The sequence below is a fragment of the Klebsiella sp. HN106 genome, assembly GCF_051209435.1.
Lineage (GTDB): Bacteria > Pseudomonadota > Gammaproteobacteria > Enterobacterales > Enterobacteriaceae > Klebsiella > Klebsiella oxytoca.
Genome location: NZ_JBLURD010000025.1, coordinates 1 through 23,891, shown reverse-complemented (window position 1 = coordinate 23,891; position 23,891 = coordinate 1). Strand labels below are relative to the sequence as shown.

Annotated in this window: 19 protein-coding genes; 8 read left to right on the top strand and 11 right to left on the bottom strand. The window is 57.5% G+C overall.

Annotated elements, in window-relative coordinates:
• Positions 1–137: 137 nt before the first annotated feature.
• The 5 genes from ACSIPU_RS28625 to folA all read left to right on the top strand — a co-directional run bounded on the left by ACSIPU_RS28625 (position 138) and on the right by folA (position 4,577).
• Complete coding sequence (locus ACSIPU_RS28625) at positions 138–1,022, top strand: ROK family protein (RefSeq protein ID WP_196558277.1); 885 nt, start codon at positions 138–140, stop codon at positions 1,020–1,022.
• 103 nt (positions 1,023–1,125) lie between these two features.
• Complete coding sequence (locus ACSIPU_RS28620; RefSeq protein ID WP_004108236.1) at positions 1,126–1,359, top strand: YgdI/YgdR family lipoprotein; 234 nt, start codon at positions 1,126–1,128, stop codon at positions 1,357–1,359.
• A 149-nt stretch (positions 1,360–1,508) separates the two neighbouring features.
• On the top strand, positions 1,509–2,042 hold the full coding sequence (gene kefF, locus ACSIPU_RS28615) for a glutathione-regulated potassium-efflux system oxidoreductase KefF (RefSeq protein ID WP_004108234.1): 534 nt from the start codon (positions 1,509–1,511) through the stop codon (positions 2,040–2,042).
• Positions 2,035–3,900 (top strand): glutathione-regulated potassium-efflux system protein KefC, encoded by a 1,866-nt coding sequence (gene kefC / locus ACSIPU_RS28610; protein ID WP_004108233.1) that lies wholly within the window; start codon positions 2,035–2,037, stop codon positions 3,898–3,900. Before kefF ends, kefC begins: the two co-directional genes overlap by 8 nt.
• A 197-nt stretch (positions 3,901–4,097) precedes the next feature.
• Complete coding sequence (gene folA / locus ACSIPU_RS28605) at positions 4,098–4,577, top strand: type 3 dihydrofolate reductase (RefSeq protein ID WP_004108231.1); 480 nt, start codon at positions 4,098–4,100, stop codon at positions 4,575–4,577.
• Between the two features lie 40 nt (positions 4,578–4,617).
• On the opposite strand, the gene apaH is transcribed toward folA, so the two are convergent.
• The 6 genes from apaH to lptD all read right to left on the bottom strand — a co-directional run bounded on the left by apaH (position 4,618) and on the right by lptD (position 11,453).
• Positions 4,618–5,466, bottom strand: a complete 849-nt coding sequence (apaH, locus tag ACSIPU_RS28600) for a bis(5'-nucleosyl)-tetraphosphatase (symmetrical) ApaH (RefSeq protein ID WP_004108229.1) — start codon at positions 5,464–5,466, stop codon at positions 4,618–4,620.
• Between the two features lie 4 nt (positions 5,467–5,470).
• Entirely contained in the window at positions 5,471–5,848 is a 378-nt protein-coding gene (apaG, locus tag ACSIPU_RS28595) for a Co2+/Mg2+ efflux protein ApaG (protein WP_004108227.1), read from the bottom strand.
• A gap of 2 nt (positions 5,849–5,850) precedes the next feature.
• On the bottom strand, positions 5,851–6,672 hold the full coding sequence (gene rsmA, locus ACSIPU_RS28590) for a 16S rRNA (adenine(1518)-N(6)/adenine(1519)-N(6))-dimethyltransferase RsmA (RefSeq protein WP_004108225.1): 822 nt from the start codon (positions 6,670–6,672) through the stop codon (positions 5,851–5,853).
• Entirely contained in the window at positions 6,669–7,658 is a 990-nt protein-coding gene (gene pdxA / locus ACSIPU_RS28585; RefSeq protein ID WP_024273721.1) for a 4-hydroxythreonine-4-phosphate dehydrogenase PdxA, read from the bottom strand. The genes rsmA and pdxA overlap by 4 nt, the downstream gene beginning before the upstream one ends.
• Positions 7,659–7,770: 112 nt before the next feature.
• Positions 7,771–9,057, bottom strand: coding sequence for a peptidylprolyl isomerase SurA (surA, locus tag ACSIPU_RS28580; RefSeq protein ID WP_004108221.1), 1,287 nt, complete (start codon positions 9,055–9,057; stop codon positions 7,771–7,773).
• 53 nt (positions 9,058–9,110) lie between these two features.
• A complete protein-coding gene (gene lptD, locus ACSIPU_RS28575; protein ID WP_024273722.1) occupies positions 9,111–11,453 on the bottom strand; it encodes an LPS assembly protein LptD in 2,343 nt (780 codons plus the stop codon).
• Positions 11,454–11,697: 244 nt separating this feature from the next.
• On the opposite strand from lptD, the gene djlA reads away from it, so the two are divergent.
• A complete protein-coding gene (gene djlA, locus ACSIPU_RS28570) occupies positions 11,698–12,525 on the top strand; it encodes a co-chaperone DjlA (RefSeq protein ID WP_004108210.1) in 828 nt (275 codons plus the stop codon).
• 30 nt (positions 12,526–12,555) lie between these two features.
• On the opposite strand, the gene ACSIPU_RS28565 is transcribed toward djlA, so the two are convergent.
• Together ACSIPU_RS28565 and ACSIPU_RS28560 are read right to left on the bottom strand one after the other, a co-directional pair.
• The gene (locus tag ACSIPU_RS28565; protein WP_004108208.1) at positions 12,556–13,254 is read right to left on the bottom strand and encodes a response regulator; all 699 of its coding nucleotides are present in this window, start codon (positions 13,252–13,254) and stop codon (positions 12,556–12,558) included.
• Positions 13,244–14,869: an ATP-binding protein gene (locus ACSIPU_RS28560; protein WP_004108206.1), complete on the bottom strand. Its 1,626-nt coding sequence runs from the start codon at positions 14,867–14,869 to the stop codon at positions 13,244–13,246. Before ACSIPU_RS28560 ends, ACSIPU_RS28565 begins: the two co-directional genes overlap by 11 nt.
• A gap of 324 nt (positions 14,870–15,193) precedes the next feature.
• On the opposite strand from ACSIPU_RS28560, the gene ACSIPU_RS28555 reads away from it, so the two are divergent.
• Together ACSIPU_RS28555 and citX are read left to right on the top strand one after the other, a co-directional pair.
• Positions 15,194–16,549: a 2-hydroxycarboxylate transporter family protein gene (locus ACSIPU_RS28555; RefSeq protein WP_070555817.1), complete on the top strand. Its 1,356-nt coding sequence runs from the start codon at positions 15,194–15,196 to the stop codon at positions 16,547–16,549.
• Between the two features lie 168 nt (positions 16,550–16,717).
• On the top strand, positions 16,718–17,257 hold the full coding sequence (gene citX, locus ACSIPU_RS28550; protein WP_017145010.1) for a citrate lyase holo-[acyl-carrier protein] synthase: 540 nt from the start codon (positions 16,718–16,720) through the stop codon (positions 17,255–17,257).
• An 81-nt stretch (positions 17,258–17,338) separates the two neighbouring features.
• On the opposite strand, the gene rluA is transcribed toward citX, so the two are convergent.
• The 3 genes from rluA to polB all read right to left on the bottom strand — a co-directional run bounded on the left by rluA (position 17,339) and on the right by polB (position 23,462).
• Positions 17,339–17,998 carry a bifunctional tRNA pseudouridine(32) synthase/23S rRNA pseudouridine(746) synthase RluA gene (gene rluA / locus ACSIPU_RS28545; protein ID WP_004108199.1) on the bottom strand — a complete coding sequence of 220 codons (660 nt, stop codon included), beginning with the start codon at positions 17,996–17,998 and terminating at the stop codon, positions 17,339–17,341.
• Between the two features lie 12 nt (positions 17,999–18,010).
• Complete coding sequence (rapA, locus tag ACSIPU_RS28540) at positions 18,011–20,917, bottom strand: RNA polymerase-associated protein RapA (RefSeq protein ID WP_004108196.1); 2,907 nt, start codon at positions 20,915–20,917, stop codon at positions 18,011–18,013.
• A gap of 187 nt (positions 20,918–21,104) precedes the next feature.
• Positions 21,105–23,462: a DNA polymerase II gene (polB, locus tag ACSIPU_RS28535; protein WP_017145009.1), complete on the bottom strand. Its 2,358-nt coding sequence runs from the start codon at positions 23,460–23,462 to the stop codon at positions 21,105–21,107.
• Positions 23,463–23,891 lie beyond the last annotated feature (429 nt).

The window sequence follows — 23,891 nt, the reverse complement described above, 5'->3', positions numbered from 1 at the left end:
CTCATCTGCCAGTAAAAGCGCCTCCGGTGGCCAACGCCGGAGGCGCTTTTTTTTGCGTTGCGATAAAGCGAAATAGGGGGAGAGGGTTCATCCTTAATGGAACAAAACCATTTCATGACGCACGCAAGGATAACGACATGGCGATACTTTTGTTTGATTGGGGCGGCACATCGATTAAATATGGCGTCTGGCAGCAGGGGGAGCTGAAGGACACCGCATCGGTTGAGACGCCTGATAGCTGGGAAGAGATGAAAAATCGGCTATTGGAACTTTATCAACAGTTTCAGTCGCGCTACGCCATTAATGGGATCTCAATTAGTGCTCCTGGGTGCGTGGATCCGCAGAGCGGGGTCATTAGCGGCCTGAGCGCCATTCCCTATATTCATCACTTTCCCATCGTCGAAGAGCTTTCCGGGCTGTTTTCACTGCCGGTATGCATTGAGAACGACGCCAACTCGGCGGGTATCGCCGAGGCGGCATTGGGCGCGGGCCGCGAGTATGACAGCGTACTGTTTGTGATTGCCGGTTCAGGTATCGGTGGCGCCATTGTCGACAATAAAGTCCTGCGCCACGGCAGCCATCGCTACGCCGGGGAATTTGGCATGATGACCCTGCACGAGGGGCAAACCTTTAGCGAACTGGCAACCGCCGTCGCTACGGCGTGTCGTTATGCCCGGCGCATGTCGCTGGCGGCTGACTCCGTCTCCGGAGAGGATGTCTTTCGCCTGGCTGAGGAGGGCGACAATATCGCGCAGCAGGAAGTGGCGCAGTTTTACCACTGGATGGCGATAGGCTTACTGAATTTGCAGGTGTGCTACGACCCAGACTGCCTGATTATCGGCGGCGGTATCTCCGCCAGCGATAGGATTTTTAACGGCATCAAGCAGCGCCTGAACGAGCTGGTGAATGAAAAAGATTTAGCAGAATTTTTACCGCAGGTGGTGCTCTGCCAATACCGCAACGATGCTAACCTGATCGGCGCGGCGGTGAACTTCGAACAAAAACAGAGGGATCGGCGCTAACAGGCCACTTCGGAGAGTTCTGGTTTTCTCTCCCCGGACAGTCAGCTAGCCTAAAGTGGTTAGGGTGATAATGAATATGACTGAATAACGGGAGAGAAACACCATGTACAACAAGCCCCTCACCGCCGCTATTTTTGCCGCTGCTGCGCTTTTCACCGTGGCTGGCTGTTCATCTAATCAGTCGCTAAAAACCACCGATGGCAAAACTATTGTCACCGATGGCAAACCCCAGGTGGATGACGACACCGGTCTGGTGTCCTACAAAAACGCGGAAACCGGTCGTACCGAGCAGATCAATCGCGATCAGGTTAAATCGATGGATGAACTGGATAACTAAGCGTTATTCCTGGCCCCGTATCGCGGGGTCACCCCTGCCTGAGCGATCCTCGCCCTGAATGAGAGATAAATCACACTTATCATTGTAAGCGATTCGATTAACTGTCTACACTCTTGCTGATTACAACAAGAGCTAACGCAGGCTAATCAATGATCCTCATAATTTATGCGCACCCTTATCCGCAGCACTCGCATGCGAATAAGCGGATGCTTGAGCAGGCAGGGACGCTTGACGGCGTAGAGATACGCTCCCTCTATCAGCTTTATCCTGACTTTAATATTGATATCGCCGCCGAGCAGGCGGCGCTGGCCCGTGCCGATCTGGTTATCTGGCAGCATCCGATGCAGTGGTACAGCGTGCCGCCGCTGCTCAAGCTGTGGATGGATAAAGTGCTGGCGCACGGCTGGGCATACGGTCACAACGGTATCGCGCTGCGCGGTAAATCGCTGATGTGGGCGGTTACTACCGGCGGCGGCGAAAGCCACTTTGATATTGGTTCCTTTCCCGGTTTCGACGTCCTGGCGCAGCCGCTGCAGGCGACAGCCCTCTACTGCGGCATGACATGGCTACCGCCGTTTGCGATGCATTGCACTTTTATCTGCGATGACGAAACCCTACAGGCGCAGGCGCGCCGCTATCGGCAACGCTTAATCGAATGGCAGGAGGCGCACAACCATGGATAGCCATACGCTGATACAGGCGCTCATCTATTTAGGCTCCGCCGCGCTGATCGTGCCGATTGCCGTACGTCTGGGCTTAGGGTCGGTGCTCGGCTACTTAATTGCCGGCTGCATTATTGGCCCGTGGGGGCTGCGGCTGGTCACCGACGCCGAGTCGATTCTGCACTTCGCGGAAATCGGCGTGGTGCTGATGCTTTTCGTTATCGGTCTTGAGCTCGATCCCCAGCGCCTGTGGAAACTTCGCGCTTCGGTGTTCGGCGGCGGGGCGCTGCAGATGGTCGTCTGCGGCGTGCTGATCGGCCTGTTCTGCATGTCCCTTGGTCTGCGCTGGCAGGTTGCCGAGCTGATTGGCATGACGCTGGCGCTCTCTTCAACGGCGATCGCTATGCAGGCGATGAACGAGCGTAACCTGACGGTCACCCAGCTGGGCCGGAGCGCCTTTGCGGTGCTGCTGTTCCAGGATATTGCGGCTATTCCTCTGGTGGCGATGATCCCGCTGCTGGCGGCGAGCGGCGGCTCGACGACGCTGGGCGCGTTTGCACTCTCGGCCCTGAAAGTGGCGGGTGCGCTGGCGCTGGTGGTGGTGCTTGGCCGCTATCTGACCCGGCCGATGCTGCGTTTTGTTGCGCGCTCCGGCCTGCGTGAAGTCTTCAGCGCCGTGGCCCTGTTCCTGGTGTTTGGCTTCGGGCTGCTGCTGGAAGAGGTTGGGCTGTCGATGGCGATGGGGGCATTCCTGGCCGGGGTGCTGCTGGCGAGCTCGGAGTACCGCCACGCTCTCGAAAGCGATATTGAACCGTTTAAGGGGCTGCTGCTGGGGCTGTTTTTTATCGGCGTCGGGATGTCTATCGACTTCGGTACTCTGGTGACTCATCCGCTGCGGATCCTGATTTTGCTGGTGGGATTTCTGGTGATTAAATCCCTGATGCTGTGGTTGATCGCCAGGCCGTTAGGCGTACCTCGCGCGCAGCGCCGTTGGTTTGCGGTGCTGCTGGGGCAGGGGAGTGAATTTGCCTTTGTGGTCTTCGGCGCGGCGCAGATGGCCGATGTCCTGGACGGCGAATGGGCGAAGGCGCTGACCCTGGCGGTGGCGCTATCGATGGCTGCCACGCCAATCCTGCTGGTGTTGCTGACCCGTCTGGAGAAATCCACCAGCGGTCAGGAGCGCGAGGCGGATGAAATTGACGAAGAGCAGCCGCGAGTAATTATTGCCGGCTTTGGCCGCTACGGGCAGATTGCCGGCCGCGTGCTGCTCTCCAGCGGCGTGAAGATGGTGATTCTCGATCACGATCCTGACCACGTCGATACCCTGCGTAAGTTTGATATGAAGGTGTTCTACGGCGATGCGACGCGGGTTGACCTGCTGGAGTCGGCGGGGGCGGAAAAAGCGGAAGTGCTGATTAACGCCATCGACGATCCGCAGACAAACCTGCAGCTGGCGGAGCTGGCAAAAGAGCATTTCCCGCATCTGCAGATCATCTCCCGCGCCCGCGATGTCGATCATTACATCAAGCTGCGCCAGGCCGGCGTTGAGGCGCCGGAGCGTGAAACCTTTGAAGCGGCGCTGAAGTCCGGGCGTATGACGCTTGAGGCGCTGGGCCTGGGAGCCTACGAGGCCCGCGAGCGCGCCGATCTGTTCCGCCGTTTCAACCTGCAAATGGTCGAAGAGATGGTGGCCATGGCGGAAAACGATGCGGCCTCCCGGGTGGCGGTATTCAAGCGCACCAGCGATATGCTGACCGGAATAATCAACGAAGACCGCAACCATTTATCGCTGGTTCAGCGTCATGGCTGGCAAGGAACGGAAGAGGGGAGGCATACCGGTGATATCGCTGATGAGCCGGAAAATAAACCCCCGGCATAAGGGGGAATTCAGGGTGTTACGTTAGCTTTACAAGTAACATTTTGTTTTCAATTTAAATCCTGTCTGGCGGCTCACGGGGCTTACGTGGGCTCGCCAGCAAATCTTAAAATTTTCTGATTCTTTACTCTCCGCCCAGTCGACGAAGTATTACGCTTTCCGTATAGTGGCGGCAATTTTTTGCATTCGGGAATTATTCAATGATCAGTCTGATTGCGGCGTTAGCGGTAGATCGCGTCATTGGTATGGAAAATGCCATGCCGTGGAATCTGCCTGCCGATCTCGCCTGGTTTAAGCGCAATACCTTAAACAAACCGGTAGTGATGGGGCGTCTCACCTGGGAATCTATCGGTCGCCCGTTACCGGGGCGTAAAAATATCGTTATTAGCAGCCAGCCCGGCACCGACGATCGCGTGCAGTGGGTGAAGTCGGTCGATGAAGCCATCGCCGCCTGCGGCGACGTCGAAGAGATGATGGTGATCGGCGGCGGACGCGTTTATGAGCAGTTCCTGCCAAAAGCGCAAAAGCTTTATCTGACCCATATTGATGCGGAAGTGGAAGGCGATACTCATTTCCCGGATTACGATCCGGACGAGTGGGAGTCGGTATTCAGCGAGTTCCACGATGCTGATGCGCAGAATTCCCATAGTTACTGCTTCGAGATTCTGGAGCGTCGCTAAGGTTTTCCCCGGTGGCGTTCGCTCACCGGGGTGACTCTCTTCAGGAGGCGATCGCCTCGCCTTCATCAAGATTTGGCTGCCGGTTTGACGGCTGCGTGAAGTACGTCTTATCTTCCCAGCGCAGGCAGGTCAGATCGCCGCCCCAGCAGCAGCCGGTATCCAGCGCGTAAATCCCTTCCGGCGTGCCTTTCCCTTCCAGCGAAGCCCAATGACCGAAGGCAATACTGTACTCGCTGGCCACCGGCCCGGGAATAGCAAACCACGGCTTGAGCGGCGCGGGCGCGTTTTCCGGCGCCTCTTTGGCATACATATCCAGCTGGCCGTTCGGAAAGCAGTAGCGCATGCGGGTAAAAGCGTTAGAGATAAAGCGCAGGCGCGCCAGTCCGCTCAGTTCGTTGCTCCAGTTGTTCGGCATGTCGCCGTACATCGCATCGAGGAAGAACGGATAGGAGTCGCTGGCAAGCACGGCTTCCACGTCGCGAGCGCACTGTTTAGCGGTTTCCAGATCCCACTGCGGCGTGATCCCGGCGTGGGCCATAACCAGCTTTTTCTCTTCATCGATTTGCATCATCGGCTGACGACGCAGCCAGTTGAGCAGATCGTCGGCGTCCGGCGCCTCAAGCAGCGATTTCAGCCGATCTTTGGGTTTATTGCGGCTAATGCCCGCAAAGACCGCCAGCAGGTGCAGGTCATGATTGCCCAGCACGATGCGTACGCTGTCGCCAAGCTGTTTCACGAAACGCAGTACTTCGAGCGAACCGGGGCCGCGCGCGACCAGGTCGCCCGTCAGCCACAGCGTATCAGTCTCAGGGTTAAACTCCACCTGCTCTAATAGTGCGATCAGTTCATCGTAGCAACCGTGAACGTCGCCAATAAGGTATGTAGACATTGTTTTAATGGATGAGAGTGGGTACTGCGAGACGGAAAACAGGGATTTCAATGGTGAACGGCGCGCCGTTCACATCGATCATCTCATAATGTCCCTGCATGGTGCCCAGCGGCGTTTCAATGACCGCGCCGCTGGTATATTGGTATTCACCGCCGGCCGGAATATGCGGCTGCTCGCCGACAACGCCTTCCCCCTGGACTTCGGTCTCACGACCGTGCCCATTGGTGATAAGCCAGTAGCGGCCAAGAAGCTGAACCTGAGTCCGCCCCAGATTGCGAATGGTGACGGTATAAGCGAAGACGTAGCGCTCTTCTTGCGGAGAAGATTGCGATTCGATATAGACGCTTTGCACCTGTACACAAACTCGGGGCGAATTAATCATGGTTAGCTCTCCTTGGTGGGCGCGTTCTCAGATAACCAGTTAGCTAGCTGACAGTACTGCGCCACGGAAATATTCTCTGCGCGCTTCGCCGGGTCGATGCCCAGCTCGGTCAGAACTTCAACGCTGAACAGATTGCCCAGACTGTTGCGGATCGTTTTCCGACGCTGGTTAAAGGCTTCTGTCGTGATGCGGCTCAGCACGCGCACATCTTTAACGGGATGCGGCAGCGTGCGGTAAGGCACCAGGCGCACCACGGCGGAATCAACTTTAGGCGGCGGCGTAAAGGCGCTCGGCGGAACTTCAAGCACCGGGATAATCTGGCAGTAGTACTGCGCCATGACGCTTAGTCGACCATACGCCTTACTGTTCGGCCCGGCAACCAGACGATTGACCACCTCTTTTTGCAGCATAAAGTGCATATCGGCAATGGCATCAGTATAGCTGAACAGATGGAACATCAGCGGGGTCGAGATGTTGTACGGCAGGTTGCCGAATACGCGCAGCGGTTGGCCCATGTTCTGCGACAGCTCGCCGAAGTTCATGGTCATCGCATCCTGCTGATAAATCGTCAGCTTTGGTCCGAGGAACGGATGCGTTTGCAGACGAGCGGCCAGGTCGCGGTCCAGCTCGATAACGGTGAGCTGGTCGAGGCGTTCACCGACCGGTTCGGTCAGCGCGGCGAGGCCGGGGCCGATTTCAACAATCGCCTGGCCTTTCTGTGGATTGATGGCCGAGACAATGCTGTCGATCACAAACCGATCGTTGAGAAAGTTTTGCCCGAAGCGTTTACGGGCTAAGTGGCCCTGATGGACTCGATTATTCATTGAGTATTAACAATCATTTTAATGGCGAGATTAAGCGCCGTGATAAAACTGCCGACTTCCGCTTTCCCCTGGCCCGCAAGTTCAAGCGCGGTGCCGTGGTCAACGGAAGTGCGAATAAATGGTAAACCGAGCGTAATATTCACGCCGCGGCCAAAGCCCTGGTATTTTAGCACGGGCAGGCCCTGATCGTGATACATCGCGAGTACCGCATCGGCATGGTCGAGATATTTCGGCTGAAACAGGGTATCTGCCGGCAGCGGGCCGCTGAGATTCATCCCCTTCGCGCGCATCTCTTCCAGCACCGGAATAATGGTATCAATCTCTTCCGTGCCCATATGGCCGCCTTCGCCCGCGTGCGGGTTCAGGCCGCAAACCAGCACGTGCGGGTTATTGATGCCAAATTTGGTGCGCAGATCGTGATGCAGAATGGTGATGATTTCCCGCAGCAGCTCGGGGGTAATCGCATCGCTTATTGCTTTAAGCGGCAGGTGAGTGGTCACCAGCGCCACGCGCAGCGCTTCGGTCGCCAGCATCATCACCACTTTACTGGCCTGCGAGCGCTCTTCAAAGAACTCGGTATGACCGGTGAAGGCGATCCCCGCATCGTTGATAATGCCCTTGTGCACCGGCCCGGTAATCAGCGCGGCGAATTCGCCGTTCAGACAGCCATCACAGGCGCGGGCCAGCGTTTCCACCACATAGCTGCCGTTGCTGACGTTGAGCACGCCTGGCTCAACCGGCGCATTGAGAGCGACGGGAAGAAGCGTCAGGGTGCCTGCGCGCTGCGGCGTAGCGGGAACGGTAGGGTCATAAGGCAGAAGCGATAAAGGAAGACCGAGCAGGCTTGCCCGGTCGGATAACAGAGCGCCATCGGCGCAAATCACCAGCTCGACCGGCCAGTCGCGCTGTGCAAGCTGCACAACGAGGTCGGGGCCAATCCCGGCAGGTTCGCCGGGAGTGATAACAACTCGATTCATACACTTCATCCTTCAGGCGTTCTCTTACTGGCTGCGCTTCGCCGCCCCAGTCAGAGACCAGGGCGATTCGCCGAGCCGCCTCGATACACCCTGAGTGATGTTGTGTATGAGGCTAATGCGATTAGTTGCTCAGTACCTTAACGTAGGCGCTGGCGCGCTGTTCCTGCATCCAGGTAGCCGCTTCTTCAGAGAATTTACGGTTCATCAGCATGCGGTAAGCGCGATCTTTCTGCGCGGCGTCGGTTCTGTCGACGTTGCGGGTATCCAGCAGCTCAATCAGGTGCCAGCCGAAGGATGAGTGAACCGGTGCGCTGGTCTGGCCTTTATTGAGGCGCAGAATAGCGTCGCGGAAGGCCGGATCGAAGATATCCGGCGTTGCCCAGCCTAAATCACCGCCCTGGTTTGCCGAACCCGGATCTTCAGAGAACTCTTTTGCCGCTTTAGCAAACGTGGTTTTGCCGCTCTTAATGTCAGCCGCAATTTGCTCCAGCTTTGCCCGGGCCTGATTGTCATTCATGATCGGCGACGGTTTCAGCAGGATGTGGCGGGCGTGAACTTCAGTCACGGAGATATTCTGGCTGCCGCCGCGCATATCGTTGATTTTCAGGATATGGAAGCCAACGCCGGAACGTACCGGACCAACGATATCGCCTTTCTTAGCCGTGCTCAGCGCCTGGGCGAAGATGCCCGGCAGTTCCTGAATACGACCCCAGCCCATCTGGCCGCCTTTCAGCGCCTGCTGGTCGGCTGAGTAGGTGATCGCCAGTTTGCCGAAATCCGCGCCGCTGCGCGCCTGCTGAACCACCGAGTTGGCCTGGTCCTGAGCTTCTGCCACCTGCTCGGAAGTGGGGTTTTCCGGCAGCGGGATCAGAATGTGGCTGAGGTTGAGTTCGGTGCTGGCGTCGTTCTGATCGCCAATCTGCTTCGCCAGGGTTTCAACTTCCTGCGGCAGAACGGTAATACGGCGACGTACTTCGTTGTTACGCACTTCCGAAATCAGCATCTCTTTGCGGATCTGATTACGATAGGTGTTGTAGTTAATACCGTCATAGGCCAGACGGCTGCGCATCTGATCCATGGTCATGTTGTTCTGTTTGGCGATGTTGGCGATAGCCTGGTCCAGCTGATCGTCAGAGATCTTCACGCCCATTTTCTGACCCATCTGCAGGACAATCTGGTCCATGATCAGACGCTCAAGGATCTGATGACGCAGGGTGGCGTCATCCGGCAGCTGCTGCCCGGCCTGGCCGGCGTTAAGTTTTACCGATTGCATCAAGCCATCGACGTCGCTTTCCAGAACAACGCCATTATTGACGACAGCCGCTACTTTATCGACAACCTGTGGGGCAGCGAAACTGGTATTCGCGATCATGGCGATACCGAGAAGCAGCGTTTTCCAGTTCTTCATACTTTTTCCATTTCAATTAACCGCAATTGCGGATTACGTTTAAACCAGCCACATCACAGGGAGCTCTGGTACGGTAAAATGTTCGAACGCAGCATCTGCTGGGTGCCGAGACCGTAATTGGAGCTCAGGCCGCGCAGCTCAATGTTAAAGCCGAAGGTATTGTCGTATTTGCTTTCGCTGCTGCTGTTATCCCAGCCGTTGATCTTACGTTCATAGCCAACGCGGATAGCGTAGCAGCAGGAGCTATACTGCACCCCTAACATCTGGTTCGCTGACTTTCTGGTATTCGTATCGTAGTAATACGCGCCGACGACTGCCCAACGATCGACGATTGGCCAGCTGGCGGTCATTCCCACCTGCGAAATACCATCTTTATACTGCTTAGCGGTGGAATACGAAGGCAGAGTCGCCTGAATGTATTCCGGACTTGCATAACGATAGTTAAGTTGTACTAAACGGTTTTCGTCGCGACGGTATTCCACGGTTCCGCTGCTGGTCGCGACGTTATCCAGACGCGTATCGTACTGAATTCCCCCGCGTAAACCCCAGTCGTCGGTAATGCGCCAGTAGGTATCCCCGGCCCATACCAGTGAACCTCGCGTGTCGTTGTTCTCCCAGTTGATGTTGTCGTCACCGGTACGTGCTTCGGTGAAATAGTAGATTTGACCAACGGAAATATTAAAACGTTCAACTGCGGCGGCATCATAAACGCGAGATGTGATGCCGGTGGAGACCTGGTTGGCGGACGCAATACGGTCCAGACCGCTGTAGGTGCGGTCGCGGAACAGGCCGCTGTAGTCTGATTGCAACAGCGTTGAGTCGTAGCTGCCGATCTTGCTCTGGTCACGATACGGGATATACAGATACTGCATGCGCGGTTCAAGCGTCTGGGTATAGTTCTCTTGCATATCGCGCTCGAAAACCATTTTGCCGTCGACTTTAAACTGCGGCATGACGCGGTTAACGGAGTCTTTATAGTCAGTGCCGTTGGCCGCGTTGTAGCTATCAAGGTTGCTTTGCTGGTAATGGGTGGCCAGCAGTTTTGCCTCAGTATTGATGCTTCCCCAGCCGTTAGACAGCGGCAGGTTGATGGTTGGCTCAAGGTGAAGACGCGTTGCTTCCGGCATTTTGCTGTTCGAGTTAACAAAATGCACCGCCTGGCCATAAAGATGCGTATCAAACGGGCCGACGTCGTTCTGGTAGTAGTTCACGTCCAGCTGCGGCTCGGCGGAATAGGCATTGCTTGAGTCGCGGTCAAAGACCTGGAACTGCTTGGTCGATACGGTGGCATCGAAATTCTGATTCGCGTAGCCGGCGCTGAGTTTCTGCGTGGCATAGCCATCGGTACTGGAACCGTATTTGGAGCTGAAATCGTTAAAGTAGTCCGGGTCGCTGACTTTGGTGTAGTCGGCGTTGAAACGCCACACCTGGTCTACGACGCCTGAATGGTTCCAGTAGAACAGCCAGCGGCGGCTGTTGCTGTCGTTCGAATGATCGTCATGATAAATTTTATCCGACGGCAGGTAGTCGAACTCAAATAAACCGGTCCCTGCTTTGGTCAGATAGCGGAATTCGTTTTCCCACATCACGCCGCCGCGCTTGCTCATATAGTGCGGGGTCAGGGTGGCGTCAAAGTTAGGCGCGATATTCCAGTAGTAAGGGAGATAGAACTCCGCGCCGTTTTTGGTGCTGTATTTAGCGTTGGGGATCAGAAAACCTGAACGGCGCTTATCGCCCACCGGCAGCTGCAGGTAGGGACTATAAAAAATCGGCACCGAACCGAGCTTAAAGCGCGCGTTCCAGATCTCAGCCACCTGCTCTTCGCGGTCGTGGATAACTTCGCTGCCGACCACGCTCCAGGTGTCAGAGCCCGGCAGACAGGAGGTAAAGCTGCCGTTTTCCAGAATGGTGTAGCGGTTTTCGCCGCGCTGCTTCATCAGATCAGCGGTACCGCGCCCCTGACGGCCTACCATTTGGTAATCGCCCTGCCAGACGTTGGTATCTTTGGTGTTGAGATTCGACCAGGCCTTCGGCCCTTTGAGGATCACCTGATTATCGTCATAGTGCACGTTGCCGAGGGCATCAACCGTCCGCACCGGCTGCGGCTGGCCTTCCGCCTGCTGCTGGTGGAGCTGGACCTCATCGGCCTGCAGCCGGCTGTTTCCCTGATTAATATCGACGTTGCCGGTAAATACGGCGTTATCAGGGTAGTTGCCTTTCGCATGATCGGCATCGATCGTCACCGGCAGGTCGTTGGGTTTCCCTTCGACCAAAGGACGATTGTAGCTTGGGACGCCAAGCATACACTGCGTGGCGAGATCGGCAGCGAGGCCCTGTTGGCTATACAAGGCGCTGGCGATCATGGTGGCCAGGAGGCTGGGAATACGTTTTTTCATACGTTGTATTTGTTGTTCCGTCATCGTGTGGCAGCGGCTTGCAAACGGTCAGAGCCTAACTTACTCGTCTAAATCGCGCTAGTGTTAATCCTGCCCGTTTCGAGCCCGAGCGTTAGGCACCGTGTAGAATGACGAGTATGATAAAGCAAATTATAGGCTATGTCCCACAATTGACCGAGGCGTAAACGCTTTGTAACGTGCGGTCAGATATAGCTTAACTGGCGGCAGAGAGATTGGGGAGTCTATGCAGTATTTGGGTAAAATAATTGGCGTTGCGGTTGCGTTGATGATGGGCGGCGGCTTTTGGGGCGTGGTACTGGGCTTTTTAATCGGGCATATGTTTGACCGCGCGCGCAGCCGCCGGCTGAACGTCTTTGCCAACCAGCAGGAGCGCCAGTCGCTGTTCTTCTCGACGACGTTTGAAGTGATGGGGCACCTGACCAAATCAAAAGGGCGCGTCACCGAAGCCGATATCCACGTCGCCAATTTGCTGATGGATCGCATGAATCTTCATGGCGAAGCGCGGACGGCGGCACAGCACGCGTTTCGGGTAGGGAAATCAGATGACTATCCGCTGCGTGAGAAAATGCGCCAGCTGCGCAGCGTCTGTTTTGGCCGCTTTGATTTAATTCGGATGTTTCTGGAAATTCAGCTGCAGGCGGCTTTTGCCGATGGCGATCTGCATCCCAACGAGCGTGAAGTGCTGTTTGTGATTGCCGATGAGCTGGGCATCTCCCGCGCTCAGTTTGAGCAGTTCCTGCGCATGATGCAGGGCGGGGCGCAGTTCGGCGGCGGGTCGCAGCAGCAATCTTACGGCCAGCGCGGCGGCAACGCCGGCTGGCAGCAGGCGCAGCGCGGACCCACTCTGGAAGATGCCTGCAATGTGCTGGGGGTAAAACCGACTGATGATGCCGCCACCGTCAAGCGCGCCTATCGTAAGCTGATGAGCGAGCACCATCCGGATAAGCTGGTGGCGAAAGGGCTACCGCCGGAAATGATGGAGATGGCTAAGCAGAAAGCGCAGGAGATCCAGAAAGCCTGGGAGCTGATCAAAGAACAGCGCGGCTTCTGAACGACCGGCCTCTCCCGGGCGGGGGAGGCGTCACGATGGGCTGGCGGCGCGGCGGTACATACGCCGCGGATGGCCAATCTTGCCGTACAGCATTTCCACCTCCAGAAAGCCGATTTCCACGCAGTGCTCCAGATAGCGACGAGCAGTGGTTTTGCTCAATCCAGCCTCGCTCACCACGTCATCGACCGAAAAGCAGCGTTCTTGATCGCCGGTAAACAGATTTTGCACCAGCGCCAGCGTTTTTTCTTCAATCCCTTTACTGCCGCTATCGGCACGATAGTTTTTGGCCTGTAGCTGATACAGCGAATCCACGTTCTGCTGGTCGACAATCTTCCACTCGCGCTGCTGATCGTAGAACTGCACAAACCGTTCAAGGGACTGGCTCAGGCGCTTCCATGACACCGGCTTAAGAATGTAGTCGAAGGCGCCGTTGCGGATTGCCAGACTACAGGTTTCCATATCGCTGGCGGCGGTGATAAAGATCACCGAGCAGTTAGCCTGGGCCATGATCGGGTCGTTCATCAGCGTGACCCCTTTGCCGTCCGGCAGATAATTATCCAGCAACACCAGCTGGGGCGGCCTGGCGTTGAGTCTCTGCCGCGCCTGGGCGAGGGAGGCCGCCGTGCCTGCCAGCCGCATGCGCGGGTGTTTTTGAATAAGCTCGGCGTGCAGCCGCGCCAGTTCGCTTTCATCTTCGATGATCAGAACATCGACCAGGTCATGATGCATAGTGCGTCTCTTCTTGCGGATGGGCTGGCCCGCTGGCGGGGATAAACAGCGTAAAAATCGCGCCGCGCGGGGCGTTGTCGGCCACTTCAATTGTGCCGCCGGCCTGGGTAACGTAGCGCTCAATAAGATACAGGCCAATACCGTGATCGCCGCGGGTTTTGGTGGTGACGCCGCGCTCAAAAATATGCTCGCGGATCTCCGGACGAATACCGACGCCGCGGTCGGCGACTTCAATCATTAATTCCCGGGCGTTGAGCTGAATCAGAATCTCGACCGGTTCGTGCGGCAGTTCGGCGCGCTGGGTAGCCTCAATAGCGTTATCCAGCAGATTACCGATGATAGAGATAAGCTCGGACTCCATCAATGACGGCAGCGGACGGTCAATGCGGCAGGCCGGGTCAAAGCTCAGTTCAACCCCTTTTTCCCGCGCGCGGGCGGCTTTGCCCAGCAGCAGACCGCACAGCGTCGGCGAATTAAAGTGCGATGAGATAAAGTCCAGCAGCTCCTGGGCATGCTCCGACTGCGCCTGAATGTAGCGAATCGCCTCATCATAGTGGCCCATATGCAGCAGGCCGGAAAGGGTGGTCATACGGTTCAGCTGTTCATGGCGCATGATGCGCAGATTATCAACGTAGCGCTTCACCTGGCTGAGCTGGGCGCTCAGCGAGTTGATTTCATCGCGGTCGCGGAAAGTGATCACCCAGCCCTGCAGTTCACTCTCCAGCAGGATACGCACCCGGCTGGCGAGAACGGTCAGCTGATTAAAGCGGCACAGCTCGTCGTGGGTATCGTTTTCGAGCATCTCCCCGCTGGCGAAAAACGGCTGCGGCGTAATGACGCTATCGATAGACTTACCGCGCAGCTGATGCGCCGGCTGGCTCAGTCCGAGCAGGCTGCGGGCGGCATGATTTATCACTTCGATACGCCGGTGATGGTCAATTACGATCACCCCTTCGTATATCGACTCCATCATCGCCTTTTGCTGGCGCACCAGCAGGCCGATTTCCCGCGGCTCCAGCGAGAAAATTTGCTTCTTAATGCTGCGGGTGAAGTACCAGGAGAAGATAAACAGCGCAATCAACAGCAGCACCGCGGCGACAAAGATATTGATGACTTTTTCCAGCGTGATGCTGTCGAGATAGCTGGTGAGGTAGCCGACGGAAACAATACCGATGACCCGGCCCGCATCGTCGAAAATCGGCGCTTTGCTGCGCAGGGAAATCCCCAGTCCCCCTTTGCGGATGGTGGTGGCGCTTTTCCCCTCCAGCACCGGCTGGTTATCGCCGCCAACCAGCCGCGTGCCGACCCATTCCGGGTGGACCGAATGAAACAGATGCACGCCTCGCCTGTCGCCAATGACAATAAAGCTGGCGTCGCTGTGGGCGGCGATATTTTGCATAAAAGGTTTTATCGCCAGCGCGTCTTCACGCGCGACCTGTTGGCGTAAATCCGGCATCAGGGCAATTTCTTGCGCCTGTATTTTCGCGCGGGCGCTCATTTCCTGATAGAGCTGACGGCTGGCGTCAAAATAGTAATACACGCCCAGCAGCGCGAAAAGCACTGAGAAAAAAGCGACCAGTGAAATGAACAGCTTAAATTGAAATGAAACCTTCATAATTCTATTGCACCGTATCAGGGATGCGGCACTGTATCATCTTTGGCCATACCGACATCGTGGCTGAGGGAAAACGGTGACCCCCTTCGCAGGCGTCCGGAAACCACAATTATCTGCTGGCGCGGAATTTATCAAGGTTAATCAGGCGCTGGATTTAAAAACCTTAAAAACCACGACCATAAATCAGAGCGGTTTCACAATAATAATAGAAACCATAAAAACCATAGTGACCATTAAAACTTCTTTTTTAATCTGCCGATCCTCACATTAACTCTGCGCATGGCCCTCTAACCTGAAAAATAATAATAACCAGAGGGCTTAATTATGAGCACCACAGACAATGCATTCTCTGCAACCATCGACCCTATCAATACCCCGAAAGCGCCGCTTAAGCAGCGCTGGTGGCATATCCTCGATAACTGGAAAGTCGGTATTATCCCGCTGCCGCTCTTTCTGCTGGCCGGCGGCCTGATTGCCCTGGACTGTTTAGGCGGCAAGCTGCCGAGCGATATCGTCGTGATGGTGGCGACGCTGGCCTTTTTCGGCTTTGCCTGCGGTGAATTCGGCAAACGCCTGCCGGTTCTGGGTAAGCTTGGCGCAGCGGCCATCTGCGCGACTTTTATTCCTTCTGCGCTGGTTCATTACGGCCTGCTGCCGGAGGTGGTGGTGGAATCGACCACCAAATTCTATAAGTCGACCAACATTCTTTATCTTTATATCTGCTGCATTATCGTCGGCAGCATTATGAGCATGAACCGCACCACGCTGATTCAGGGCTTTCTGCGGATTTTCTTCCCGATGCTGTGCGGAGAAATCGTCGGCATGGTCGTTGGCGTCGGCGTCGGTACCGCGCTGGGGCTGGAGCCGTTCCAGGTATTCTTCTTTATCGTCCTGCCGATCATGGCCGGCGGCGTCGGCGAGGGAGCGATCCCGCTGTCGATTGGCTACGCCGCGCTGATGCATATGGATCAGGGCGTGGCGCTTGGGCGCGTGCTGCCGATGGTGATGCTGGGCAGCCTGACGGCGATTGTTATCTCCGGCTGTTTAAATCAGCTGGGCAAGCGTTTTCCGCATTTGACCGGTGAGGGACAGCTGATGCCGAACCGCCGCAACGAGACGCATCGCGAAACGCCCGTCGAGGGCAAAATGGACGTAACGACGCTGGCCTCCGGCGCGCTGCTGGCGGTGCTGCTCTATATGCTGGGCATGCTGGGGCAGAAGACCATCGGCCTGCCCGCGCCGGTGGGCATGCTGTTCCTCGCGGTGCTGCTGAAGCTGGTGAACGGCGTCTCTCCGCGCCTGCAGGAGGGATCGAAGATGGTGTATAAGTTCTTCCGCACGGCGGTCACCTATCCGATTCTGTTTGCCGTCGGCGTGGCGATCACCCCGTGGCAGGAGCTGGTCAACGCGTTTACCGTAACCAATTTGCTGGTGATTATCAGCACCGTAACGGCGCTGGTGGCGACCGGTTTCCTGGTCGGCAAAAAGATTGGCATGTACCCGATTGACGTGGCGATTGTCTCCTGCTGCCAGAGCGGTCAGGGCGGTACCGGCGACGTGGCGATACTGACCTCCGGCAACCGCATGAACCTGATGCCGTTCGCGCAGATCGCAACCAGGATCGGCGGCGCGATTAATGTTTCGCTGGGTCTGCTGTTCCTCAGTCACTTTCTGGCCTGATTTAACTTTTTTATAACCGCTAAGTCTGCTTTTTCGTGCTAAATGGCGCAGAAAATATCTGCGCCCCGTCTCCAAAACAGGGATCGTTTAGCGATACAATCAGCGCCATTATTCGCGACTGCGACGGCAGCCTGTCCGCTGCCTGTAATTGAGTGAGGAGAGAAACAAATGTCAGTGGATACTCTCGCCCGTGAGGGCGTAAGCATGGAAGCGCTGCTGGCGGCGAAAGAGCAGCGCGCCGCGCGTCAGGCCGACTGGTTAGCCCATTATCAGCGGCCGGTGATTTCGCTGACCCTGGTGACCCCGGGCGCGGTGAAAGACAGCATTCGCTACCGTAATATGATGGGCGTAGCGCTGCAGGCCTGCGATCAGATGCTGTGGAAACACCGCTGGCAGACGCTGGATCGCCAGGTGCTGTGGCTGCCGACCGGTCCGGAAGCGCTGTGGTGCGTCGATCACGCCGCCAGTGAAATCAAAGCCTTCTGTACCGATCTTGAGCATACCCATCCGCTGGGCCGCCTGTGGGATATCGACGTTATTTGCCCGAAAGATGGCCTGGTTGGCCGTCAGTCTATGGGGGAAAACCAGCGCCGCTGCCTGCTGTGCGATGAACCTGCGCACGCCTGCGCGCGCAGCCGCCGTCATGACACCGGGGAGGTTGTCGCCCGCGTTGAGCAGATGATTGATGCGTGGTTTGCCCGCGACTAACGCCGGTGTTCCGCTGCGATGATGAGCGAAGAATTGCCCGGGTATGCCGCTGGCGGCAAGACCCGGGACAGATTTGAACGATCAGAAGTCGATCGGCGCGCGGAACGTCATCGTATTACCGAATGACGGATGGGTGATGGTCAGGGTTTCAGCGTGCAGCAGCAGACGCGGCGCCATGGCCAGCGCTTCCGGCGACGCATAAAAGCGGTCGCCAAGAATCGGATGGCCCAGCGCCAGCATATGCACGCGCAGCTGATGCGAACGCCCGGTAATCGGCTTCAGGCGCACGCGGGCGGTGTTGTCCGTCGCGAACTCCAGCACTTCATACTCGGTTTGCGCCGCTTTGCCGGTTTCGTAACACACCTTCTGCTTTGGCCGGTTCGGCCAGTCGCAAATCAGCGGTAAATCCACCAGACCCTCGGCTTTTTCCGGATGCCCCCAGACGCGGGCGACGTACTGCTTTTTCGGCTCGCGTTCGCGGAACTGCCGCTTAAGCTCGCGCTCTGCCGCTTTGGTCAGGGCTACCACAATCACGCCGCTGGTCGCCATATCCAGCCGGTGCACCGACTCGGCCTGCGGGAAATCGCGCTGAATGCGCGTCATCACGCTGTCCTTGTGCTCAGCCAGCCGGCCCGGTACGGACAACAGGCCGCTTGGCTTGTTGACCACCATAATGTGCTCATCCTGGTAGAGGATAACCAGCCAGGGATCCTGCGGCGGATTGTAGTTTTCCATCGCCATATTCGCGTTCCGTTACTGGTGGGTGACCACGATTAAGCGCAGAGCATCCAGGCGCCAGCCTGCCTGCGCCAGCGCGTCCATGACCTGCTGACGGTTGCTCTCGATAGCCGCCAGTTCATCATCGCGGATGTTCGGGTTAACGGCGCGCAGCGCTTCAAGGCGCGACAGTTCGGCCGACAGCTTATCGTCGGCTTCTTGACGCGCGGCGTCGATCAGGGCCTGGGCCGCTTTGGCCACCTGGCCTTCGCCCTGCTGCAAAATGGCGTGGACGTCCTGCTGGACGGCGTTGACCAGCTTGCTGCCAGTGTGGCGGTTTACCGCGCTCAGCTGACGGTTAAAGCTTTCGAACTCCACCTGACCGGCAAGGTTGTTGCCGTTTTTGTCGAGCAGCATGCGCACCGGCGTCGGCGGCAGGAAGCGGTTGAGCTGCAGATGCTTCGGCGCCTGGGCCTCAACGACGTAAATCAGCTCCAGCAGCAGGGTACCTACCGGCAGCGCTTTGTTCTTCAGCAGCGAGATGGTGCTGCTGCCGGTATCGCCGGAGAGGATCAGATCCAGACCGTTGATAATCAGCGGATGCTCCCAGGTGATGAACTGCGCGTCTTCGCGGGACAGGGCGACGTCACGCTCAAAGGTAATGGTGCAGCCATCTTCCGGCAGGCCAGGGAAGTCCGGTACCAGCATATGGTCGGAGGGGGTCAGGACAATCAGGTTTTCACCACGGTCGTCCTGGTTGATGCCGACGATATCGAACAGGTTCATGGAGAAAGCGATCAGGCTGGTGTCGTCATCCTGTTCTTCAATGCTTTCCGCAAGCTGCTGGGCTTTTTCTCCGCCGTTGGAGTGGATCTCCAGCAGACGATCTCGGCCCTGTTCCAGCTGCGCTTTCAGCGCTTCATGCTGCTGGCGGCAGGCTTTGATCAGGTCGTCGAAGCCGTCGGTATTTTCCGGCGCGGCGAGATAGTTAATCAGTTCATTATGCACGCTGTCGTAAACGGTACGGCCGGTCGGGCAGGTGTGCTCGAACGCGTCCAGACCTTCGTGATACCAGCGCACCAGCACCGACTGGGCGGTTCTTTCCAGATACGGAACGTGGATCTGAATATCGTGGGCCTGGCCGATACGGTCAAGACGACCGATACGCTGCTCCAGCAGATCCGGGTTGAACGGCAGGTCGAACATCACCAGGTTGCTGGCGAACTGGAAGTTGCGGCCTTCGGAGCCGATTTCAGAACACAGCAGCACCTGAGCGCCGGTATCTTCCTCGGCGAACCAGGCGGCGGCGCGGTCGCGTTCGATAATTGACATCCCTTCGTGGAACACCGCGGCACGGATGCCTTCGCGCTCGCGCAGAACCTGCTCCAGCTGCAGCGCGGTGGCCGCTTTAGCGCAGATCACCAGCACTTTCTGCGAGCGGTGGCTGGTGAGATGGCCCATCAGCCATTCAACGCGCGGGTCAAAGTTCCACCAGGTACCGGTATCGCCTTCAAATTCCTGATAAATCTGCTCCGGATAGAGCATGTCGCGGGCGCGCTCTTCGGCCGTTTTGCGGGCACCCATAATGCCGGAAACCTTGATGGCCGTCTGGTACTGGGTCGGCAGCGGCAGACGAATCGTATGCAGCTCGCGTTTCGGAAAGCCTTTGACGCCGTTACGGGTATTGCGGAACAGCACGCGGCTGGTACCGTGGCGGTCCATCAGCATTGACACCAGCTCCTGACGAGCGGCCTGGGCATCATCACGATCGCTGTTGGCGGCCTGCAATAACGGCTCGATATCCTGTTCGCCGATCAGATCGCTCAGCGCGTTCAGCTCGGCGTCGTTCAGCTTATTGCCGGCCAGCAGCAGGGCGACTGCGTCGGCAACCGGACGGTAGTTCTGCTGCTCTTCAACAAACTGGGCGAAGTCGTGGAAACGGTTGGGGTCGAGCAGGCGCAGACGGGCGAAATGGCTCTCCATTCCCAGCTGCTCCGGCGTCGCGGTGAGCAGCAGAATGCCCGGCACGCATTCGGCCAGCTGTTCAATCGCCTGATATTCCCGGCTCGGGGCGTCTTCGCTCCAGACCAGGTGGTGCGCTTCATCAACGACCATCAGATCCCACTCCGCTTCGCACAGGTGTTCCAGACGCTGCTTGCTGCGGCGTACGAAATCCAGCGAACAGATCACCAGCTGTTCGGTTTCAAACGGGTTAATTGCATCGTGCTGCGCTTCGGCATAGCGCTCATCGTCAAACAGCGAGAAGCGCAGGTTAAAGCGGCGCAGCATTTCCACCAGCCACTGGTGCTGCAGGGTTTCCGGAACGACAATCAGTACGCGTTCGGCGGCGCCGGAGAGCAGCTGCTGATGCAGGATCATCCCGGCTTCGATGGTTTTACCCAGACCCACTTCGTCCGCCAGCAGGACGCGCGGCGCATGGCGGCGGCCAACGTCATGAGCGATATTCAGCTGATGCGGGATCAGGCTGGTGCGCTGACCGCGCAGGCCGCTCCACGGCATGCGGTACTGTTCGCTCTGGAATTTGCGCGCGCGATAGCGCAGGGCAAAACGATCCATACGGTCAATCTGTCCGGCGAACAGACGGTCCTGCGGTTTGCTGAAAACCAGCTTGCTGTCGAGCAGCACTTCACGCAGGGTAACGTTGGCTTCCTGGGTGTCGAGTCGGGTGCCGGTGTAGGCCAGCAGGCCGTTCTCTTCATTAACTTCGTCAACCTGGAGTTGCCAGCCTTCATGGCTGGTGATGGTGTCGCCCGGGTTAAACATCACGCGGGTGATCGGGGAGTCGTTGCGTGCGTACAGACGGTTTTCGCCGATGGCGGGGAAAAGCAGGGTCACCATGCGCGCGTCCAGCGCAACGACCGTCCCTAATCCCAGTTCGCTCTCTGTGTCGCTAATCCAGCGTTGACCAAGTGTAAAAGGCATATATGTTCGGCTCTTTAGTTCTTTAATTGCAGGCAATAGTTGATCATCTCCATGGAGAATCGGAGATGCGTCAAAATTGGGTCCAGGAATGGAAAGGGCGCTATATTACTGGATGGCGGAACGTTCGTCACGTCCTCCTCACCCTTCATTTTGCGGCTTTTGTGCTGACGGAACGAGTGAGAAAAAATCAAAATAGCCCCAGTTGCCCCGTCACTATTGTAGCAAAATCGTCGTCGACAAAGGGAAGTATTCCTTCGGCGACAGGCTCTAATTGCTTAGAGAGATAGTGCTCATAATCCAGCGGCGACTGCTGATAATCCACTGGTTCCGGCCCGCCGGTAGTCCAGACGTATTTAATGCTGCCGCGCTGCTGATACTGCTGCGGTCTACCCAGCCGAACGTTGTGCTCATCAGCCAGCCGCGCCGCGCGCACGTGCGGCGGCACGTTGCGCTGATACTCCGCCAGCGGACGGCGCAGGCGTTTGCGATAGACCAGTCGATCGTCAAGCTCGCCGTTCATCAGCTTATCAATGGTTTCGCGCACATAGTCGCGATAGGGCTGATGGCGGAAAATGCGCAGATAAAGCTCCTGCTGAAACTGCTGGGCCAGCGGCGTCCAGTCGGTGCGTACCGTCTCCAGGCCTTTAAACACCATGCGCTGCTCGCTGCCTTCCTGAATCATCCCGGCGTAGCGCTTTTTACTGCCGGTATCCGCGCCGCGAATGGTAGGCATGAGAAAGCGGCAGAAGTGGGTTTCAAACTCCAGCTCCAGGGTGCTGGCGAGCCCCTCTTTGCCCAGCTCCGTCGCCCACCATTCGTTGACGAAGGCCACCAGCGACCGACCGATAGCGCCAGCTTCCTCTTCGCTGTGGGCCCGCTTGAGCCACACGAAGGTGGAGTCGGTATCGCCGTAGATAACGTCATAGCCCTGGGATTCAATCAGCGCTTTGGTCTGGCGCATAATCGCGTGACCGCGCATGGTAATGGAAGAGGCCAGGCGCGGATCGAAAAAGCGGCAGGCGCTGGTGCCGAGCACGCCGTAGAAGGCGTTCATAATGATCTTCAGCGCCTGCGACAGCGGTTTGTTTTTATGCAGCTTGGCTTCGTCGCGCCCGTGCCAGATCTGCCCGACAATCCCCGGCAGGCAGTGCTTATCTCGCGAGAAGCGCGCGCCGAGAAAGCCTTCGGTGCTGTGAGCGTCATCGGGCTGCGCCAGACCTTCAACCAGCCCCACCGGGTCGATCAGGAAGGTGCGGATAATCGACGGGTACAGGCTTTTGTAGTCCAGCACCAGCACAGAGTCGTACAGACCGGGGCGTGAATCCATTACGTAGCCGCCAGGGCTGGCCTGCGGCGGCACTTCTCCGAAGTTCGGTGCGACGTAGCCGAGCCGGTGCATGCGTGGAAAATAGAGGTGGCTGAAGGCGGCGACCGAACCACCGTGGCGATCCGCAGGCAGGCCGTTGACCGTCGCGCGCTCCAGCAAAAACGGCATGATCTCGGTTTTATGGAAGATGCGGGTGACCAGCTCGCAGTCCTGCAGGTTGTAGGTGGCCAGCGCCGGTTTATCCTGGTGAAAACGGCGGTCGATTTCATCCATCCGATCCCAGGGATTATCAATGGCTTTGCCCTCGCCGAGCAGCTCGCGGGCGACCGATTCCAGCGCAAAAGAGGAGAAGTTCCAGAACGCGGATTTCAGCGCCTCAATGCCGTCGATAATCAGGCGGCCGTTGGCCTGAGCAAAGAAGACGCCATTCTTAAAACCGTGTTCGCGCCACTCCAGTTCGCTGTTGCCGCGCCCGAGCAGCAGCGGGATGCGATAGCGCTCGGCGTGCTTTTGCAGGACGCGTAAATCGAACTGCACCACGTTCCAGCCGATCAGCACGTCCGGGTCGTGAGCGGCAAACCAGGCGTTAAGCTTTTCCAGCAGCAGCGGGCGGCTGGCGACGTACTCTAGCTGGAAGTTGACGGCAGGGGGCGAGGCGGGCTCCGGCCCGAGCATATAGACAACCCGCTGGCCGCAGCCTTCAAGACCGATGCAGTAGAGCTCGCCGTGGCGGCTGGTTTCAATATCCAGCGAAACCCATTTTAGCGGCGGGCGGTAGTGGGGATTGGGCTTCATCCGGGCGTTGACCAGCTGCTGGCCGCGCGACTCGCCTTCAACCCACACCGGGGCGGTGATAAAGCGCTCCATCAGATAGCGCTCCGGCGGGCGAACGTCGCCTTCATAAACCGTGACGCCGTTTTCGCGCAGCTTTTTTTCCAGCCGCATCAGCTGGCGGTGAGCGCGGCAGTAAAGGCCAAAAACCGGCTGGCGATGAAAATCTTTCAGGCTGAGCGGGGCAAGGCGATGGCCGTTTTCCCCCTGCAGCAGGCGTTCAACCTGCGCGCGCTGGGATTCAGGGATAAACGCCACGGACTCCTGGGGCGGCAGCGTGACCTCAAGCGGGCCGTCATCGGTCGCCAGCCAGAAAGTCAGTTCGGTGCCCTGCGGGGTATCCCGCCAGTGACGGGTCAGTAAAAAACCTTCTCGTGGCTGCGTCACGCCGTGCTCTCATCAGTAAAAACCAGGCCTGATTATAGCCTGGTTCACCGAGTAATGCTGGGATTTTATACAGGTGTGGCGCGGTTGTCTGTTTTCAAAGGCAGTGCCGCGCGCTATTTCCCGGAGGCGGCGCTTGACGCGCCTTGTCCGGGCTACCTGGCTCGCAGACGGCTGTGAACCTGTAGCCCGGCTGAGCGCAGCGCGAGCCGGGAAAAAAACGGAGGCGGTGTTGCACGCTGTTCCCCGGAGGCGGCGCTTGACGCGCCTTGTCCGGGCTACCAGGTCCGCAGACGGCTGTGAACCTGTAGCCCGATGTGATGGACACCTCCCCCTTACGGCATCAAAGTGCCAGACTGAGGTGTACCTACAGTTAACTGGAGGAGGTGTCCATCATGAATATTAAACGTATTGGTCTCGACCTGGCAAAAA

What these genes read in the sequence shown, in the direction of transcription:
- ACSIPU_RS28625 (WP_196558277.1), top strand. Translation starts at nt 138, where the DNA reads ATGGCGATACTTTTGTTTGATTGGGGCGGCACATCGATTAAATATGGC.
- ACSIPU_RS28620 (WP_004108236.1), top strand. Translation starts at nt 1,126, where the DNA reads ATGTACAACAAGCCCCTCACCGCCGCTATTTTTGCCGCTGCTGCGCTT.
- kefF (WP_004108234.1), top strand. Translation starts at nt 1,509, where the DNA reads ATGATCCTCATAATTTATGCGCACCCTTATCCGCAGCACTCGCATGCG.
- kefC (WP_004108233.1), top strand. Translation starts at nt 2,035, where the DNA reads ATGGATAGCCATACGCTGATACAGGCGCTCATCTATTTAGGCTCCGCC.
- folA (WP_004108231.1), top strand. Translation starts at nt 4,098, where the DNA reads ATGATCAGTCTGATTGCGGCGTTAGCGGTAGATCGCGTCATTGGTATG.
- apaH (WP_004108229.1), bottom strand. Translation starts at nt 5,466, where the DNA reads ATGTCTACATACCTTATTGGCGACGTTCACGGTTGCTACGATGAACTG.
- apaG (WP_004108227.1), bottom strand. Translation starts at nt 5,848, where the DNA reads ATGATTAATTCGCCCCGAGTTTGTGTACAGGTGCAAAGCGTCTATATC.
- rsmA (WP_004108225.1), bottom strand. Translation starts at nt 6,672, where the DNA reads ATGAATAATCGAGTCCATCAGGGCCACTTAGCCCGTAAACGCTTCGGG.
- pdxA (WP_024273721.1), bottom strand. Translation starts at nt 7,658, where the DNA reads ATGAAGTGTATGAATCGAGTTGTTATCACTCCCGGCGAACCTGCCGGG.
- surA (WP_004108221.1), bottom strand. Translation starts at nt 9,057, where the DNA reads ATGAAGAACTGGAAAACGCTGCTTCTCGGTATCGCCATGATCGCGAAT.
- lptD (WP_024273722.1), bottom strand. Translation starts at nt 11,453, where the DNA reads ATGAAAAAACGTATTCCCAGCCTCCTGGCCACCATGATCGCCAGCGCC.
- djlA (WP_004108210.1), top strand. Translation starts at nt 11,698, where the DNA reads ATGCAGTATTTGGGTAAAATAATTGGCGTTGCGGTTGCGTTGATGATG.
- ACSIPU_RS28565 (WP_004108208.1), bottom strand. Translation starts at nt 13,254, where the DNA reads ATGCATCATGACCTGGTCGATGTTCTGATCATCGAAGATGAAAGCGAA.
- ACSIPU_RS28560 (WP_004108206.1), bottom strand. Translation starts at nt 14,869, where the DNA reads ATGAAGGTTTCATTTCAATTTAAGCTGTTCATTTCACTGGTCGCTTTT.
- ACSIPU_RS28555 (WP_070555817.1), top strand. Translation starts at nt 15,194, where the DNA reads ATGAGCACCACAGACAATGCATTCTCTGCAACCATCGACCCTATCAAT.
- citX (WP_017145010.1), top strand. Translation starts at nt 16,718, where the DNA reads ATGTCAGTGGATACTCTCGCCCGTGAGGGCGTAAGCATGGAAGCGCTG.
- rluA (WP_004108199.1), bottom strand. Translation starts at nt 17,998, where the DNA reads ATGGCGATGGAAAACTACAATCCGCCGCAGGATCCCTGGCTGGTTATC.
- rapA (WP_004108196.1), bottom strand. Translation starts at nt 20,917, where the DNA reads ATGCCTTTTACACTTGGTCAACGCTGGATTAGCGACACAGAGAGCGAA.